This is a genomic window from Collinsella sp. TM05-37 (genome assembly GCF_003436455.1).
Taxonomy (GTDB): Bacteria; Actinomycetota; Coriobacteriia; order Coriobacteriales; family Coriobacteriaceae; genus Collinsella.
This window is the reverse complement of the sequence record NZ_QSPN01000003.1, coordinates 122,577-138,540: the sequence shown is the minus strand read 5'-3', so window position 1 is coordinate 138,540 and position 15,964 is coordinate 122,577. Positions and strand designations below refer to the sequence as shown.

The following is a 15,964-nucleotide window of genomic DNA, read 5'->3' as shown; positions in this document are numbered from 1 at the left end:
GGGCTCTCAATGTTTTTATGTCCTGCTCATATCGTCTCTGCCGGCAGCTGGGGACACTCCTTGCGGGGCGTCCCCATTTTGTTTTCGTCCCGCATGTTTTGTGAAACACGGCTAACTTTTAGGCAAAGTAGTAAGACATGGGCAACTTTTGCGGTAAAGTAAATCAAGCAAAAGTATCCAAAGGCTAACTAGCAATCATCGCGAAAGGCGGCCCATGGCCCTACGTGAATCCGGAGAAGACTATCTCGAATCGATCTACGTCCTATCGGAACGTCAGGGCATCGTGCGCTCGATCGACGTTGCCGAATACTTGGGCGTAACCAAAGCAAGCGTCTCTAAAGCCATGGCGGCCTTGGAGAGCACCGGCTACGTGGAGATGGGCAAACGCGACGTGCATCTGACGGAACGCGGTCTTGAGGTTGCCCGTCAAATGTGGGAGCGCCACTGCTTTTTCGTGGGGCTGCTGGAGGATGCGGGTGTTTCGGCTGAGGTCGCGTCGCAAGAGGGCTGCCACATGGAGCACTGCCTGAGCGAGGAAAGCTTTGAGAAGCTGAGGGCGATGCTGGGACGGGACAGCGACCGGGACCAGTAGCCCCGCCAACCAAGTCCAACTCAGACAAGGAACCCCGCCAGCAAGCGATGCCCAAGAACCGCCAGCAACGTTACCGCAGGCCGGGACCGGGCTTGGTTTTTGAAAACACTCCGCAGACCAGAAGCGCCCCCGTTCGTAGCTCCGAAGGAGCAGAACGGGGGCGCTTCATTGGTCGAGGACGTTTTCAAAACCAAGCCCGGTCCCGGCCGGAGGGACCACAGGCGCTACAGGTTCTTGACACCCATCGCGCGCATGGCGTTCAGGATAGCGATGATCGCCACGCCTACGTCGCCAAAGACGGCAAGCCACATATTGGCGATACCCAGCGCTGCCAGCACAAGGATCAGCAGCTTAATGCCCAGCGCAAAGATTATGTTCTGCCAAACAATCGACATGGTCTTGCGCGCCACGCGGATCGCGCGGGAAATGTTGGACGGCTTGTCGTCCATCAGCACCACGTCGGCGGCCTCGATCGCGGCGTCGGAGCCCATGGCGCCCATGGCAATGCCCACATCGGCGCGCGTAAGCACAGGAGCGTCGTTGATACCGTCGCCGACAAAGGCGAGCTTGCCCTTGCCACTTTCGGCCGCGAGTAGCGCCTCAACGCGCTCGACCTTGTCGCCCGGCAGGAGCTGCGCGTGGAACTCGTCGAGACCGAGTTGCTTGGCCACAGACGCTGCAACCTCCTCGCGGTCGCCCGTGAGCATGACGGTGCGGTTGATACCGGCGGCATGCAGGTCGCGAATCGTTTGCTCCGCATCGGCCTTAACGGTGTCTGCAATCACGATGTGGCCGGCGTACACGCTGTCAACGAGCACGTGGAGGATCGTGCCGACAACCTCACAGTCCGGTGCTTCAACGCCGGCCGCGGCGAGCATTTTGGCGTTGCCAACGACGACGTGCTTGCCGTCGATGGTTGCCGTCACGCCGTGGCCCGCGTCGTTGGCGGAGTCGCTCACGCGCTTGGGGTCGACCTCGCCCTGGTAGGCGTCGCGCACGGACTGCGCGATGGGGTGATCGGAGAACGACTCAGCAAGGGCTGCGACTTCGAGCAGCGACTGCTCGGTATAGCCAGCCTCGGGGTGCACCGCGACGACTGAGAACGTGCCGTTGGTGAGGGTGCCCGTTTTGTCGAAGACGATGGTGTCCACGTCGGCGAGCGTCTCGAGGTAGTTGGAGCCCTTGATGAGAACGCCCAGCTTGGACGCGCCGCCGATGCCGCCAAAGAAACTCAACGGTACGCTGATCACGAGGGCGCACGGGCAGCTGACGACCAGGAAGGTCAGGCCGCGCAGGATCCAATCGGACCAAGCGCCAGTCACCAGGCCGCCGCCAAGCGCGAGCACCGCGGCAGCGCCAGTGACGGCGGGGGTGTAGACGCGGGCAAAGCGCGTGATGAAGTTCTCGGTGCGCGCCTTCTTTTCGCTGGCATTCTCCACGAGCTCCAGAACACGCGCGACGGTTGACTCGCCAAAGGGCTTGGTGGTGCGCACGTGGATGAGGCCCGTCATGTTGATGCAACCGCTGATGATATCGTCGCCGGTCTTGGCCGGGCGGGGGACCGACTCGCCCGTGAGTGCGGCGGTGTCGAGCTGGGTTTCGCCCTCGACGATGACGCCGTCGATAGGCACGCGCTCGCCGGGCTTGACCACGATCACGGTGCCGACGGCGATGTCATCGGGAAAGACCTGTTCGAGTGTGCCGTCGGCTTGCTCGACGTTAGCGTAGTCGGGCGCGATGTCCATCATGGCACTGATCGACTTGCGGCTCTTGCCCACGGCGTATGCCTGGAACAGCTCGCCGACCTGGTAGAACAGCATGACGGCAGCGCCTTCGGCCATGTGCGGGTCGGTATCGGGGAAGAGCACCATGGCAAACGCGCCGATGGTCGCGACGGCCATGAGGAAGCTCTCGTCGAAGGCCTTGCCGCGGCGGACGTTATTGAATGCCTTTTGCAGTACGTCGTAGCCGGCAATCAAAAACGGCACGAGGAACAGCACAAAGCTGGCGTAGATGTCGCCCGGGGTGCCGAATGCGGCGGTGAGGGTGCCGAGCTCATCGAGGGCGTACACCACGGCAAAAATGCCCAGTGCTACCAGGATGCGGTTGCGCTTATGCTCAAGGGACTCTTTCTTCTTGCGCTTCTTCTTATTCTTTTTGGGATCGGCGGCTGTCATGATTCAAACCTCTCATTTGAGTGTATGAACACTCGCTCATATAATTTCGCGAGAAAAGGCCGCGGCAAGCGCGGCCTCGCAGGTCAACGTATGCGCGGGTTAGAGAATGATCTCGCAGTCCGGCTCGGCGTCGGCGGTGAACTCAACGACGCGGTCCAGGACCTCGTCGAACTCGGCGTCGTCGGCCTCGAGCGTCAGCTTCTGGGTCATAAAGTTGACCGAAACGGACTTGACGCCATCGAGCTTAGCCAGCTCGTCCTGAAGTTCACGCGCGCAGTTGGCGCAATCGATCTCGTCGAGCTTAAACTGCTTTTTCATGGTGGGTTCCTTTCCCTGTGTTAGCGGTCTGGGTGCCGGCCGCGCTGATACCGTGGTTGATCGCTATTCGCAGATATGGCTCATGCCCTGGTTGAGCATGGTGTAGACGTGATCGTCGGCGAGCGAGTAGAGAATGTTGCGGCCGTCGCGGCGGAACTTGACCAGGTGCGACTGCTTAAGCGTGCGCAGCTGGTGCGACACCGCAGACTGCGAGGTCGCGGTCGCTTCGGCGATGTCAGCCACGCAGAGCTCGCGGCCCATGAGGGCATAGAGAATCTTGATGCGCGTGGTGTCGCTGAAGACCTTGAACAGGTCGGCAAGGTCGTAGAGAAGCTCCTCGTCGGGAAGGTCCTCGGGCGAGCAGGTGGTGGGGACGATCGGCTCGGTGGCCTCGATGTCGGGTTTCGTTTCATCAACGCGGATGCTCATTGCAATATCCTTTCATATGAACATGCGCTCATATAACTTACTTCCGATTATATGAGCGCATGTTCATATGTCAATGATGTTCAGGTAATTCGTCGCACAAAATGATGGGGAATAGTGGACGAGATTCCGGACTGAGCGGTTTTGATAGCCGATGCCGGGGTGGGTGCCCCCGCGCCGTGCAAAAATTGGAGTATTCTGCAACTATAGGGGGTCCGTTAATCTATTCCAGGCCAAATAAAGCCGCTCAAGAGTTATCCAAGGGCGGTAAACAGACAAGGTCTTCCTCAAATGTTGCCTAACGTTCCCGTTCGATAGCGTTTTTGTTTCTCATTTGGATTAACTTGTGGGTGCTGGAGGGCCGACCCTGCTGAATACTCGCAATTTTGCACATCGCTAGGGTACCCACCTTGTTAGTCGGTCTAGCTTCCGGCCCCGAAGATTCTGCCCTCGGGCGCGAGGCTGCTTATTTGGGCAAATGATGGGCTGTCGGATTCGACAGTCTGCATGTCATCGATTGCCGGAACTTCATTTATTGTCGGGTCATCCAGCGCGATACCTTCGAGTGTTGCTTTTTCGAGGTCGATTCGTTGACGATCTTCGGAATCCTGGCGAAGCTGCTTCTGAATTCGCTTTTTCTCTTCTATAAACCTTCTGAGCACAAACTGTCTCAGGTCCTCTTGCATGATTTGAAAGTCTTTTGGCAGACGCGAGGGGCGTATGCCCTCTTTCCGTTGGATCGCCTCCATGACCCTAACGAAAGCGCTGGCATGCATAAAGGAATAACGACTGACGGTGATGATTCCGTATCCCATGGACGCAAGCGCATTCTTGCGCTCCTCATCGATGGCGCGGTCTTCTTCCGCGTCATGATAAAACCCGTTGTATTCAATGTCTGCGCGAGATTTCTTTAGATACGCATCCATAAAGAACTTATTGCGTCTCGTGAGATTCTTTGCGGCAGCGGTGACCTGCACCTCGTAATCGGTCTCAATTCCCTTAATACCAAGCCCTCCTTCGCTTTTGGGCAGCGTTAGCATCATGACAAAGGCCGTTTCCATAGGAGACCGGCATCCGTCGCGCACATATTGGATCGCCTTTCGGGCAAGGGCCAGACCGTCGCATCTGGTAATGGAATTAAAGAACTGTTTTAACCTCTCGGTCGAGGTGAGCGCGAAACGCTCGATATAGGAGGTGGAAGAGTCGGTTCCAAGGGAGTAAACGCCGCACAATTCAAAGTAGTACTCCACCAGTTCGCGAAAAGGGAGATAGGTGGCGGCCTGAAGTGCGCAAAGCTCAACGCCAACAATAAAGATGCCATCTTTGAGCTCTATAAAGCGTGAGTTCGAGAATCGTTTTGACGAAACGTGGCATTGACAGTTCAGTGCATAGCGCGCATTCCTGCGATCAAACACCATTACCTCGAGGCAATCATTTGCGTCGAGAGAAACATCGTGTTTGGTGAGCCATTCTGCGGCTGCGTCAAGGAGCGTTCCGGTGGGACATGATCCATAAATCGCAGCAGGGTTACAGGGCTCGGTGTCTTTCGCAGACGCCGAATGCGCGGCCTGGTAGACCGCTTTTGCAGTGGTATGTGACAATACGATACTCATGGTATATATCGTGTCAGCTAATGCCGTGTTGATGGCGCTGAGTGGGAAAGTCGTTTTAGGGGCCTAACCAAATGCTGTCCAAAAGCTTGACGCAATTATGGGTTGGCACGCCTAAAATCAATGTTATCGCAGCTTAGCTATAGCATATAAAAACTCAATTGCTGCACATTTGATATCGATGCATCACCATCCGACAACGAATTACGTGTCGGGAATTGGCCGAAATCGTTCAAAATGAGGGTTCAGAATTTGTGATGGCAGATCTATCTGTGGAACGTAGGGCGGCCCCGCTGCGGTGTTTCCCACTGCGAGGCCGCTCGTGAGCAAGTAGTGTTTGTCGCAGGCGTTGCTATTTCGCGAATAGGTTCTTGAGGTTGAACTCGGCCTGTACCGTGCGGAGCATGAGGTCGGTGTCGTCCAGACCCAGATGCTGCTCGTTGGCGTCGGGCGCGAGGGTGCCGCGACGGCGTGCCCAGTTCTCGAGCGCGGCGGGGGCGGACTCGCGGGGGAGCGAGCGCGCGTCGGCGTCCAGGCTGCGGCAGATCTGGCGCGAGTCGATGACGATGATCTTACCCGCGCGGCGTGCCTCGGCGTAACCGTCCAGGTGAATCTTGAACCAGCTGTCCTCAAAGGCGGCGTTATGCGCCATGTACGGGTACTTCTTCATAAGCTTGAGCAGCTGCTTTTGCAGCTCCTTGTTCTCGCGGAAGGGCGTTTTGCCGTCGATGTCGTCCCAGGTGATGTGGTGGATATTCGACAGCGGTACATCCTCGCCGCGGTAGATGTCGGGCAGGCCGCAGTAGTGTGCCTCGGCGTCGTGCGGGACGGCGTCGCTGGTGAGCTCCATGATCTCCCAGCCCACGTTGATGATATAGCCGCGCTCGGGTGCACGGCCGGTGGTCTCGATGTCGATACCGAGCACGGTGCCCTGGATGGGTTTGCGGGCGTAGGCCACGCCGAGCGCGTCGCGGTCGCCGCGGATTTCGCGCATAACGGACGCGGCAGTGCGCTTTTGCATCTTGCCGATGGCGGCGCAGGTGTCAGCATCGGACAGGCCGCGCGAGAGCGTCGCGGGCGTCACGTTGCGCAGACGCGCCTCGCCAATCTGGTCGCACAGGTCGCGGTTGCGGTCGGCCAGGTCGCGCACGGTGGCAAAGTCGAAGCCGGGGTCGCCCTCGGCGGTAAAGTACTCGGTCTCGAGCACCTTGAGGGCCTCTTCGCCCTTCTGGCGCTCGGACTCCATGGCGCCGTGATCGCCGTAGATAAACATGGGGATAAACGGCTGGCGCTCGTATTCGAGTGCTTGCGATACGTTCATATGCTACTCCTTGGACGGGCCGCGTTGTGCGGCTCGAGGTTACTGAGTTATGGCGAGATGATAGTTTACCATAGGCAACTATTGGCACCGCGCCCGGGACAACTACAATACCCTAGTTGACCGCTAGGACTTTTACAATGCTGCCGAAAGACACGAAAGGTTCCATCCGTCATGGATTTACTGATTGATATTCTGCTCGACGCCGGCAAGGACACGCTGTCGCTGGTGCCGTTTTTGTTGGTGACGTATCTTGCTCTCGAGACACTTGAGCACGTTGCGGGCGACCGCGTCAACGGCGCTATCAAGCGCGCCGGCGCTGCGGGTCCCGTGGTTGGCTCGCTGCTGGGCATTGTGCCGCAGTGCGGATTTTCGGCCATGGCAGCAACGCTGTACGCCGGCCGTGTCGTGACCTTGGGCACGTTGGTGGCGGTGTTCCTTTCGACCTCCGATGAGATGCTGCCGCTGTTGCTTGCCGAGCAGGTTCCCGTGCAGACTATGGCGATGCTTTTGGCTTCGAAAGCGCTGATCGCACTGGTCACGGGTTTTATCGTGGACGCTGCCATTCGCGGCCTGCGCCGTAACGCCCGCGCGCACGCGGCGATTCGCCGTACCGTGCTGGGAACCGCGGCCAACCCGGCCCACGTGAACTGCGCGCACGACGACCACAGCGGCGGTGACATCATCGACGAGGTGGCCGAGGCAGGCGTGAGCGCCGACCACATCCACGAGCTGTGCGAGCGCGACCATTGCGGTTGTGATGAAGACGAGGACGAGCACGAACACGGACATGGCCACGATCACGGTCATGAGGGCGAACATGAACACCATGATGGTCACGGTCACTCTCACTCCCACGAAGGGACGCCTGTCCTGTCGATCATCCGCAGTGCGATCTCGCACACCGTGCAGGTCTCGGTATTCATTTTTCTGGTGACGCTGATTCTGGTCGCCGTGCTCGAGACGTTCGGCGAGTCCGCGATCGAGCAGTTCCTGCGCGGCAACGAGACACTCGCTGTCCTGGGTTCGGCGCTTGTCGGGCTGATTCCCAATTGCTCGGCGAGCGTGGTCATTACACAGCTGTATCTGGAAGGCGCGCTGCAACTGGCGCCGATGCTCGCCGGCACGCTCATTTCCGCCGGCGTGGGTTATCTGGTGCTGTTCCGCACCAACCGCAGCGCCCGCGAAAATGCCGTGTTCCTGATCATGATGTACGTCATCGGCGCTGGCTGGGGCCTCATCCTCTCCGCCGTTGGCCTCTAAGTAGGCCTAAAAAATGGGCTTCAAATAGCCATGCTCAGCGCCTGCGCAATGCGGCGACGCATGGCATTTTGAAGCCCGTTTTTTGTTGAGCCATGGATTCCGAGCGCTCACACCGCTCAAAACAAAAAGGTAGATTTTAGGCATGTCTCAAAAATCTACCTTGGTTAGTGCAGCAACTCGGTGAGGTTGCGTTTAAAGCGGGCGCGGTCTTCGCTGGTAAATGCTGCCGGACCGCGAGTGCGTCCGCCGGCGCGGCGTACCTTCTTTTCCTCGTGGCGAATAAACAGCTGCATGTCGATAGTCGCCTTGTCGTACACGCGCCCGCGCACACCGATGGCGGCGGCATCGCGCCCGAGCACCATGCTCGCCAAGCCAATGTCCTGCGTCACGACCACGTCGCCCGCCTGCAGGCGTTCGACAATGGCAAAGTCGGCGCTGTCGGCGCCCACGCTCACGTCGAGCGTCGTGACCCAAAAGCCGCGTCGCGCGTGCTCGGCATCGCGCGGGTCGTCGCGGCGAATGTGCCGTTCCAGGTTTTGCGTGCTGTTGCCGGCGATAACAACGGCGACGCCCGCCCGCCGCGCGCAGTCAATCGACTCGCGCGTGACCGGGCAGGCGTCGGCATCAATAAAGAGCGTCTTTGGCATCTAGCGCACCAGTTTGCCAAACTGAATGGCGCGAACAATGAGCGTCACGCCAAACACCAGCAGCGCGGCACCGCTAAAGATGACGAGCATCTTGGCCGACCACAGCGGATAGATAAACACGAACATGCCGGCGATGATGGAAAGTGCGCCGCTCAGGATAGCGAGGGCGCGGTTGGACGAAAGCTCGGACTCCAGAATCGACATGACGCCCTCGACGATCCAGCCAAAGCCGGCGACGACCACCACGAGCGTGGTGAGCGTCGCGGTCGAGAAGGCCTGGTTGCGCAGGATTATGACGCCGCCCAGAATGATGAGCAGGTTGGAGATGATGCTCGTAACGCGCCAGCCGGTGGGCAGCAGCGGCTCGAAAACAGCGGTAAACAGCCTGATCGCGGCCGTGATCACAAAGTAGATGCCCAAGACGGTCGTCAGGAAGACGAGGGATTTGGCGGGCGCAAACAGCAGTGCGATGCCGGCGACGAGCGCCAAGACGCCCGTGATGGCGTAAATCCAGCGCACGGCCTTGACGGCCTTGCCTGCCATGCTTTTCTCGTCAAATCCAAACGCGCTCGATTGCTTGTCATCGTTCTTAAAGATGCCCATGATGTCTCCTTTCCGTGCGGCGTAAGCCGTAGCTCTTGCAACCAGTATCGCCCAAGGGCGCCGTCGCGTGGGGCGGGAAGGGCGAATGGGAGCCTCATCTTCCCGAATTGTTACCTTTGTTCCCGTTTGGATGCGGAATATTCAACAGGTGTGGAACATTGCGCCGCTGTGTGTAATTGCCTACGTTTTAGGTTAGATTTTCTTAAGAACAATTGGCTTTTATTGGGGGTCTTATGAACGAAGCTGTTCCCGCGGCGCCGGTAAGCGCCGAGTCGATGGCAAAGCAGGGTTGCGAAAAGCTTGGCCTGGACACGTTTGACGCGCTGGTCCGCCGCGCCCGTACGTGCCGCCGTTTTGACGAGTCCATGCGCGTGCCGCGCGAGTTTTTGCTCGAGCTGGCGGAACTGGCGCACCTGGCTCCCTGCGGCGCCAATGCTCAGCGTCTGCGTTTTCATGTGGTGAGCGGTGCCGAGGATTGCGCGCGTGTATTTGATGAGCTTGCATGGGCCGGCGCGCTTAAGGATTGGTCGGGTCCTGCCGAGGGCGAGCGTCCGACCGGCTACATCGCGATTCTTGCCGAGCGCGCTGTTCCGGGTAAGCCCGCCGCGCCCATCACCGAGGTCGACACGGGCATTGCCGCGCAGACGATGATGCTCGCCGCTCGCAGCGCCACGCCCGAGGTGGCAGCCTGCATGTTCAAGGCCTTTACGCCCCACGCGATCGATGCTATGGGGCTCGATAACGACAAGTATGAGCTCAAGCTGATCATGGCTTTTGGCGTGCCGGCCGAGACGCAGATGATCGATGCGATCGATTCCAACCCCGACGGCTCAATTAATTACTGGCGTGACGATGCGCAGGTGCACCACGTACCCAAGCGCCCGCTCGCCGACGTGCTGGTGTAGCTGAGCGTCACCGCGGCGTGATCAGACGGTAAACCACCACAAAGGTGCCTGTCCCCTTTGTGGTGGTACGAGGGGAGAGCGTGTGGCAGATCTGTATTTGGTGCGGCATGGGCAGACTGAGCTCAATGTGCAGAGCATTTTGCAGGGCTGGCACGATTCGCCGCTTACGGCGCGCGGGCGCGAGCAGGCGCTGACGGCGCGTACGGCGTTTGCGGCGCGTGGCGTGGCCTTTGATCATGTGTATTCCTCGCCGTTGGGCCGGGCGCGGCATACGGCCGAGCTTATCGTTGGCGAGGGCCGTTCCATTGAGCTGGTCGATGACCTGCGTGAGTGGCATTTTGGCTCGCTGGAGGGCACATCAAATCGCGAGATGCCGCCGCAGCCCTGGGGCGATTATCCGGTGGCCTTTGGCGGCGAGTCGGAAGTGCAGCTTCAGTCGCGCATGGTCGCGGCGCTGTCCCGTATTATGGCCCGGCCGCAGCACGACTGCGTGCTGGCGGTTTCCCACGGCTCAGCCTGCCAGGAGTTTCTTGAGTATGTGACTGGCGGGGGAGAGCTACCCGACAACGGTGCCGTGCTTCATTTTGGCTATTGCGACGGGGCGTTTTCGCTCTTGGGTTGGTAACGAACGAAAGGACCCCTATGAATAAAGATCTGTATCTGGTCCGTCATGGACAGACGATATTCAACCTTAAGCGTATCATTCAGGGGTGGAGTGACTCGCCGCTTACGCAGTTGGGTTGCGACCAGGCGGCGCGCGCCGGCATGTTTTTACGTGCGCGCGGCATTGAGCCCGATCATGCCTACACCTCTACGCTTCATCGCACCGAGCAGACTATCGCCAACTTGTGGCCGGGCTTGGCGTACGAGCGCCTGGACGGCCTGCGTGAGTGGTTCTTTGGCGACTTTGAGGCCGAGCGCGTGATGCTTATGCCCGAGCGCCCGTGGCGCGACTTCTATCGGCAGTTTGGCGGCGAGGGCCAGATCCAGGTGCGCACGCGCATGGTGGCGACGCTGACCGATCTTATGCAGCGTCCGGACCATACGTGCGTGCTCGCGGTAAGTCATGGCTCAGCTATCAAGGAGTTTTTGGACCACGTGCGGGGCGCGGCGGCCGACGAGCGCGAACGCGTGCCGGGCAACTGCTCAGTGCTGCATTTTGCGTTTGACGATGCGGCCGATACGTTTGAACTGGTCGAAGTCTTTACGCAGGAAGACTACGCGCGCGAGCTGGGGCTAGAGCCGCTCGTGGCGGCGGCAGGTCCGCAGCGTGGATAACGCTGACGTTGCGGCCCGGTTTACCGGCGTAATTGTTTGATGCGAAAAGGGCGGAGGTGCATGCGTTTGCTGCATCTCCGCCCCTTGTTTGTTTGGATGCTGGGTTTTCCAGCTTAGCGTTTGAGTTCGCTAGAACCGTGAGACCTGGTGAGTGAGCAGACCCGTCGGAACCTGCGGCGCGCTGCCGCTGACCTGCGCGGCGGGGAACAGCACGGCTACAGCAAAGTTGAACGGCTCTTTGCCAGAGTAGGCGCCGGCAGCGCGGGCCTCGTCGGCCAGAATCTGCGATGCCCCAGCCAGTGCGGCGACATAGGCGGAGTCACCGGCGAACACCGGGTCGGGCGCCTGATCGAGCATGGCACGGATGGCGGCAACGGCGTCCTCGCGCTTGACCTCCCACACGCGATGTGTGACGCCCGCGGGATCGGTGACGGCGTAGAGCGATGCGCCCTCTTTGGCAGCGCTCAAAATGATATCCATGACGGGCGACGCCTCGTAGGCGAGCGACACGGGGCGCGGCTGCACCTTAAGCTCGGCGATCGCGCGCGCGGCGGCGAGTGCGTCGACGCTCTCGGCGGCAGCCTCGTCGCTACCCGTCAGTACGTTAACCGGGCAAATCGCCACGACACCCGTCGCGCGACCCGGCTCGCCCGAGCATTCGTACACGTAATACGCCGCGCCTGGATCCTTGAGCATTAGGCCGTCAGCAATGGCGCCGCGCAGGGCGTCGTTGCCGCTCAGGATACCGCCCATCGCAGGCAGCGCCTCGAGCACACGGTCCTGAGCCGGGCGGATGCAGGGAAACGGAAGTGCTTTCATGGGCGGTCCTAACGCGCGAGTCGGTTTGTTCGCGGCTTATTATGCCCCAACTTGGCCGCTTGCGTCCCAGAGCGTGTTATCGGCAAGCGCGATGAGCACGTTTTGGCAGCGAACGATATCGGCATGGGGCACATACTCGTCGGGCTTGTGTGCGAGCGCCAACGAGCCGGGGCCGTAGCTCATACAATTGCGGTTGCCTGTCTTGCCGGCAATGACGGCGGTATCGGTGTAGCCGGTAAAGAAGCCGACGGTCGTGTCCGCGTCCGTTACGTCATCGGCGGCACGCTTGAGCGCTGCTAGAAGGGGAGAGTTCGGGTCGCGCTCGATGGCGGGGCGGTCGCCCGTCACGGTGTAGCTGCCATGGCAACCGGGAACGGCGGCTTCGGCGACGGCGATGGCATGCTCGACCATATTGATTGCGGCGGCCGTATCGGTCGGCGGGGTCAGGCGCATGTCGACCCAGACTTTGGCGCGGTCGGGTACGACGTAGGGGCGATATCCGCCCTCGATTTGGCCAAACGTGATGGTCGAAGGCCCCAGCTCATCGTGCGCGGGCAGCGCCGCAAACGCGCGACGAAGCGAACACATGACCTCGGCCATGGCGGCGACGGCATCCGCGCCCTTCCAAGGCTGGCTCGCATGCGCCGTCACGCCAGCCATTTCAATCTCGAACCACGTACGCCCCTTGTGCGCCACCTGGATCTGTCCGTCGGTGGGCTCGGTGTCCAGCACCCATTCGCGCGAGCTGACCCAGCCAGCATCGATCGCGGCCTCTGAGCCGCGCATGAAGTCTTCCTCGTCGACCGAGCAGATGAGCGAAAAGCCGCGGCGTGGCAGCGCGCCATCCGCCGCCACGCGCTCGAGCGTATGGACCAGTGCGGCAATGGCGCAGGCCAGGCCACCCTTCATATCGCAGGCACCGCGGCCATAGAGTTTATCGTCGCGCACAACCGCCCCAAGCGGTTCGATGTCTGCGTCCCAGCCATCGCCCAAGGTGACGGTATCCATGTGGCAGATATAGATCAGCCGCGGCTCGTCGCTTTGGCCCGGCACGGTGACTTTAAGGTTGCGGCGCCCGGGCAGCACTTCGAGCTCCTCAATCTGCACGGCATCGAGCGCAGAACTATCAAGTTGTGCCAGCTGCTGCTCAATGAGCCTCTTAATGAAGCGCTCAATTTCATCCTCATACGCGCCCGGGTCTGAGCTGTCGATCCGCACAAGCTCCTGCGCAAGCCGCCAGGCAAAATCCTCATCAACCATATGCAACCTCACAATCAGTTTGCTTTCCAAACCGATTGTAAGCCTCCTGAGAGATCCGCGACGTGGGCGTGGCAGTATTTACCGTTCGCAGGCCGAGCCAGCGCGTTTGCCGTCCGGGCGGGTTCACAAGCGACGCAGCGGGTACGTACCCTTCATGGACGACATGCTGTGCGACATATCTGCCTTTCGGTATCACCGGATACCTCCACAGGTCTTGGCAATAATGCCGGACCTGCCCGATTCTGCGGACGATCCGCGCAGGGAGCACCTATGTGAGCATCCGCTCGTCACGCATTTCCTGGGCACCCCGTTACACGTGTTGGCGCAGGGCAGCTGCGGACGTAAGGGCGATCGCATTGTCAGGCATGTTTGGAACGGGGAGAGGCCGTTTGATTCCGTGCGGCAGACGGAGTTTGGCCTCGATGTCGCGTCCCCGCTCTTTACCCTGCTGACCCTGGCTTCCTCGGTCTCAAACGAGCGTCTGATCATGTGCATGTATGAGATGTGCGGCACCTTTGCCGTGTGCAAGATTGCGCCTCAGGTAAAGTCGGCACTTGAGCAGGCATACGGGGGCCGGTGGGGTGACGCACGGTCGGGCTGGGAAAACGTAAAGGATACCTCGGGGAATCCAACAGACTTGTGGAAACGACCTCCCTTGATTGAGCTCTCTGAACTTACCGAGTACGTCGATAAGATCCCGGGGCTCCGCGGCGCTAAATCGTTCACGCGTGCCGCGAAATGCATTACGGGGGTGGCGGCATCGCCGCTCGAGGTCCAGGCTTCGATGCTGTTTGGCCTTACGAGGTTGCGCGGCGGCGAAGGGCTGCGCCTTACCAATAACGTCGAGATTCGCTTGACGCGCAGTGCCCGCCTGATTTCGGGGCTTGATAGGCGCTATGCCGATATCCTGCTGGCAAATAAGGACGGCAGCAGAGAGTGTCTGGTTGAATGCCAAGGTAAAGCCATTCACGGATCCATAGAATCCAAGATTTCGGACTCCGATCGAACGACGGCCTTGCAAGCCATGGGATATCCCGTCGTTCTGATGACCTATGGTCAGCTGGCCGACTTCGATGCCTTCCGCGTGGTGATGGAGCTCATCATGTCCTATCTCGATGTGCCGCTGAAAGACAAGACGCCGCGACAGCAGGAGCTCGAACGGCGGCTTCGTGAGGAGATTTTTATCGATTGGGCAGGAATGTAGCCGCGCGGGTGGAAAACGGTCGCGCGGACTAGAGTTTTGGTCACAAAAAGACTTATATTTCGCCTTGGAGGGGCCTTAAAAATGCTATCTAGAATAAGTTGTTTCGGAAAATGGACAGTCAACTTACATTCGGCACATAGAGATCGATTTTTACCTACTAAAGTCCCTGATAAAGCTGTTTATCAAAGCGGGTGTGCTTAGCGACTTGAGCCTCACTATCGATTATCTGAAAAAACTTGTTCTGGGTATCATTTTAAAGTCGTCCGGAGCAACAAAATCGGCCCCCGTTTCGTGAAAACGGGGGCCGAATGGGCTTCGTGGTCTGTCTGGCAGGATTGGCGCCGGCGCTATTTAATCACGCGCACACGATACATCGACGGAATTTGCTTAAGTGCCTCGATCGTGCTGCCGTCCAGGTGCTCATCGGTGTCGAACATGGTGTAGGCGTTCTCGCCAGCGGACTCGTTGGTCATGCGCTGCACGTTGGCGTTGTCCTTGGCGAGAATGGCCGTGATCTGGCCGATCATGTTGGGCACGTTGGCATGCAGGCAGGCAATGCGGCTTGCGGCGCGCGCCTTGCCCATGCTGCAGGCGGGGTAGTTGACGCTGTGCGCGATGTTGCCGTTTTCCAGGTAATCCTTGAGCTCGCTGATGGCCATGTCGGCGCAGTTGGCCTCGGCCTCGCCGGTGCCGGCGCCCGAATGCGTGGTGATAAACGTGTTGGGCATCTTGACGGTCTTGGGCGTGGCAAAGTCGCAGCTAAACCAGCTGAGCTTGCCCGCGCGCAGGGCGGCGTCGACGGCGTCCTCGTCAATGATGGTCTCGCGCGCGTAGTTGATGAGCACGGCGTCCGGGGCCAGCAGGTCGATCTGCTCGGTGCTGATCATGCCGATGGTATCGGCCTTGCTGGGCACGTGCACGGTGAGGTAGTCGCAGCCGCGGCACAGATCCTCGAGCGTGCCCACGCGCTGCACCTCGCGGCTCAGCACCCACGCGTGCTCGACGGAAATGAACGGATCGTAGCCGTAAACGTCCATGCCCAGGTCGACACAGGCGTTGGCGACCTTGGAGCCCACGTTGCCCAGACCGATGACACCGATGCGCTTGCCCTTGAGCTCGCGGCCCACAAAGGCCTTCTTGGCCTTTTCGGCATCGACCTGAATCTCGGGGTCGTCGGCGTTGTTGCGCACCCAGTTCATCGACTGCACGACGCCGCGGCTCGAAAGCACCAGCATGCCCAGGACGAGCTCCTTGACGGCGTTGCTGTTGGCACCGGGGGAGTTAAAGACGACGACGCCCTTCTTGGCGTACTCCTCGACGGGGATGTTGTTGACGCCGGCGCCGCAGCGGGCGATGGCGCGGATGCCCTCGGGCAGCTCGTGGCCGTGCAGGTCGGTGGAGCGCATCAGAATAGCGTCGGCCTCCTCGGCGGTGCCCACAAACTCGTAGCCCTCGCCAAATTCGACTTTGCCGTCCTTGGTAATGTCGTCGATGGTTTTAATCTTGCGCATGAAAAACTCCTTAGCGGATTTGTTTATAACAAG

General features: G+C 59.9%; 16 protein-coding genes. 6 read left to right on the top strand and 10 right to left on the bottom strand.

Annotated features, from left to right (window positions below; all coding sequences use genetic code 11):
• Positions 1-214: 214 nt before the first annotated feature.
• Entirely contained in the window at positions 215-592 is a 378-nt protein-coding gene (locus DXD48_RS03310; protein ID WP_089572084.1) for a metal-dependent transcriptional regulator, read from the top strand.
• 224 nt (positions 593-816) lie between these two features.
• Here the strand turns inward: DXD48_RS03310 and DXD48_RS03305 are convergent, their stop codons facing one another.
• The 5 genes from DXD48_RS03305 to DXD48_RS03285 form a co-directional block, all read right to left on the bottom strand.
• Positions 817-2,769: a heavy metal translocating P-type ATPase gene (locus DXD48_RS03305; RefSeq protein ID WP_233502340.1), complete on the bottom strand. Its 1,953-nt coding sequence runs from the start codon at positions 2,767-2,769 to the stop codon at positions 817-819.
• A gap of 99 nt (positions 2,770-2,868) precedes the next feature.
• The gene (locus DXD48_RS03300; protein WP_006235433.1) at positions 2,869-3,087 is read right to left on the bottom strand and encodes a cation transporter; all 219 of its coding nucleotides are present in this window, start codon (positions 3,085-3,087) and stop codon (positions 2,869-2,871) included.
• 63 nt (positions 3,088-3,150) lie between these two features.
• Positions 3,151-3,516 (bottom strand): helix-turn-helix transcriptional regulator, encoded by a 366-nt coding sequence (locus tag DXD48_RS03295; protein ID WP_117563986.1) that lies wholly within the window; start codon positions 3,514-3,516, stop codon positions 3,151-3,153.
• A gap of 419 nt (positions 3,517-3,935) precedes the next feature.
• Positions 3,936-5,126, bottom strand: coding sequence for a hypothetical protein (locus DXD48_RS03290; protein WP_117563985.1), 1,191 nt, complete (start codon positions 5,124-5,126; stop codon positions 3,936-3,938).
• Between the two features lie 349 nt (positions 5,127-5,475).
• A complete protein-coding gene (locus DXD48_RS03285) occupies positions 5,476-6,444 on the bottom strand; it encodes a 3'-5' exonuclease (RefSeq protein ID WP_117563984.1) in 969 nt (322 codons plus the stop codon).
• Between the two features lie 171 nt (positions 6,445-6,615).
• Here DXD48_RS03285 and DXD48_RS03280 point away from each other — a divergent pair, with 171 nt between their 5' ends.
• The gene (locus tag DXD48_RS03280) at positions 6,616-7,704 is read left to right on the top strand and encodes a putative manganese transporter (RefSeq protein WP_117563983.1); all 1,089 of its coding nucleotides are present in this window, start codon (positions 6,616-6,618) and stop codon (positions 7,702-7,704) included.
• Positions 7,705-7,868: 164 nt separating this feature from the next.
• Here the strand turns inward: DXD48_RS03280 and DXD48_RS03275 are convergent, their stop codons facing one another.
• Both DXD48_RS03275 and DXD48_RS03270 read right to left on the bottom strand, forming a co-directional pair.
• Positions 7,869-8,351, bottom strand: a complete 483-nt coding sequence (locus tag DXD48_RS03275) for a DUF188 domain-containing protein (RefSeq protein ID WP_117563982.1) — start codon at positions 8,349-8,351, stop codon at positions 7,869-7,871.
• Positions 8,352-8,954, bottom strand: a complete 603-nt coding sequence (locus tag DXD48_RS03270) for an HdeD family acid-resistance protein (protein ID WP_117563981.1) — start codon at positions 8,952-8,954, stop codon at positions 8,352-8,354.
• 233 nt (positions 8,955-9,187) lie between these two features.
• On the opposite strand from DXD48_RS03270, the gene DXD48_RS03265 reads away from it, so the two are divergent.
• The 3 genes from DXD48_RS03265 to DXD48_RS03255 all read left to right on the top strand — a co-directional run bounded on the left by DXD48_RS03265 (position 9,188) and on the right by DXD48_RS03255 (position 11,137).
• Complete coding sequence (locus DXD48_RS03265; RefSeq protein WP_117563980.1) at positions 9,188-9,859, top strand: nitroreductase family protein; 672 nt, start codon at positions 9,188-9,190, stop codon at positions 9,857-9,859.
• 82 nt (positions 9,860-9,941) lie between these two features.
• Positions 9,942-10,484, top strand: coding sequence for a histidine phosphatase family protein (locus tag DXD48_RS03260; RefSeq protein WP_055252053.1), 543 nt, complete (start codon positions 9,942-9,944; stop codon positions 10,482-10,484).
• A gap of 17 nt (positions 10,485-10,501) precedes the next feature.
• Positions 10,502-11,137: a histidine phosphatase family protein gene (locus DXD48_RS03255; RefSeq protein WP_117563979.1), complete on the top strand. Its 636-nt coding sequence runs from the start codon at positions 10,502-10,504 to the stop codon at positions 11,135-11,137.
• A gap of 129 nt (positions 11,138-11,266) precedes the next feature.
• Here DXD48_RS03255 and DXD48_RS03250 read toward each other — a convergent pair whose 3' ends face one another.
• Both DXD48_RS03250 and DXD48_RS03245 read right to left on the bottom strand, forming a co-directional pair.
• On the bottom strand, positions 11,267-11,956 hold the full coding sequence (locus tag DXD48_RS03250; RefSeq protein ID WP_117563978.1) for a DUF1015 family protein: 690 nt from the start codon (positions 11,954-11,956) through the stop codon (positions 11,267-11,269).
• Between the two features lie 39 nt (positions 11,957-11,995).
• Entirely contained in the window at positions 11,996-13,216 is a 1,221-nt protein-coding gene (locus DXD48_RS03245) for a M20 family metallopeptidase (RefSeq protein ID WP_117563977.1), read from the bottom strand.
• Positions 13,217-13,439: 223 nt separating this feature from the next.
• Here DXD48_RS03245 and DXD48_RS03240 point away from each other — a divergent pair, with 223 nt between their 5' ends.
• Positions 13,440-14,420, top strand: a complete 981-nt coding sequence (locus DXD48_RS03240) for a hypothetical protein (RefSeq protein WP_147324139.1) — start codon at positions 13,440-13,442, stop codon at positions 14,418-14,420.
• 347 nt (positions 14,421-14,767) lie between these two features.
• Here DXD48_RS03240 and DXD48_RS03235 read toward each other — a convergent pair whose 3' ends face one another.
• A complete protein-coding gene (locus DXD48_RS03235) occupies positions 14,768-15,931 on the bottom strand; it encodes a phosphoglycerate dehydrogenase (RefSeq protein WP_117563975.1) in 1,164 nt (387 codons plus the stop codon).
• Positions 15,932-15,964 lie beyond the last annotated feature (33 nt).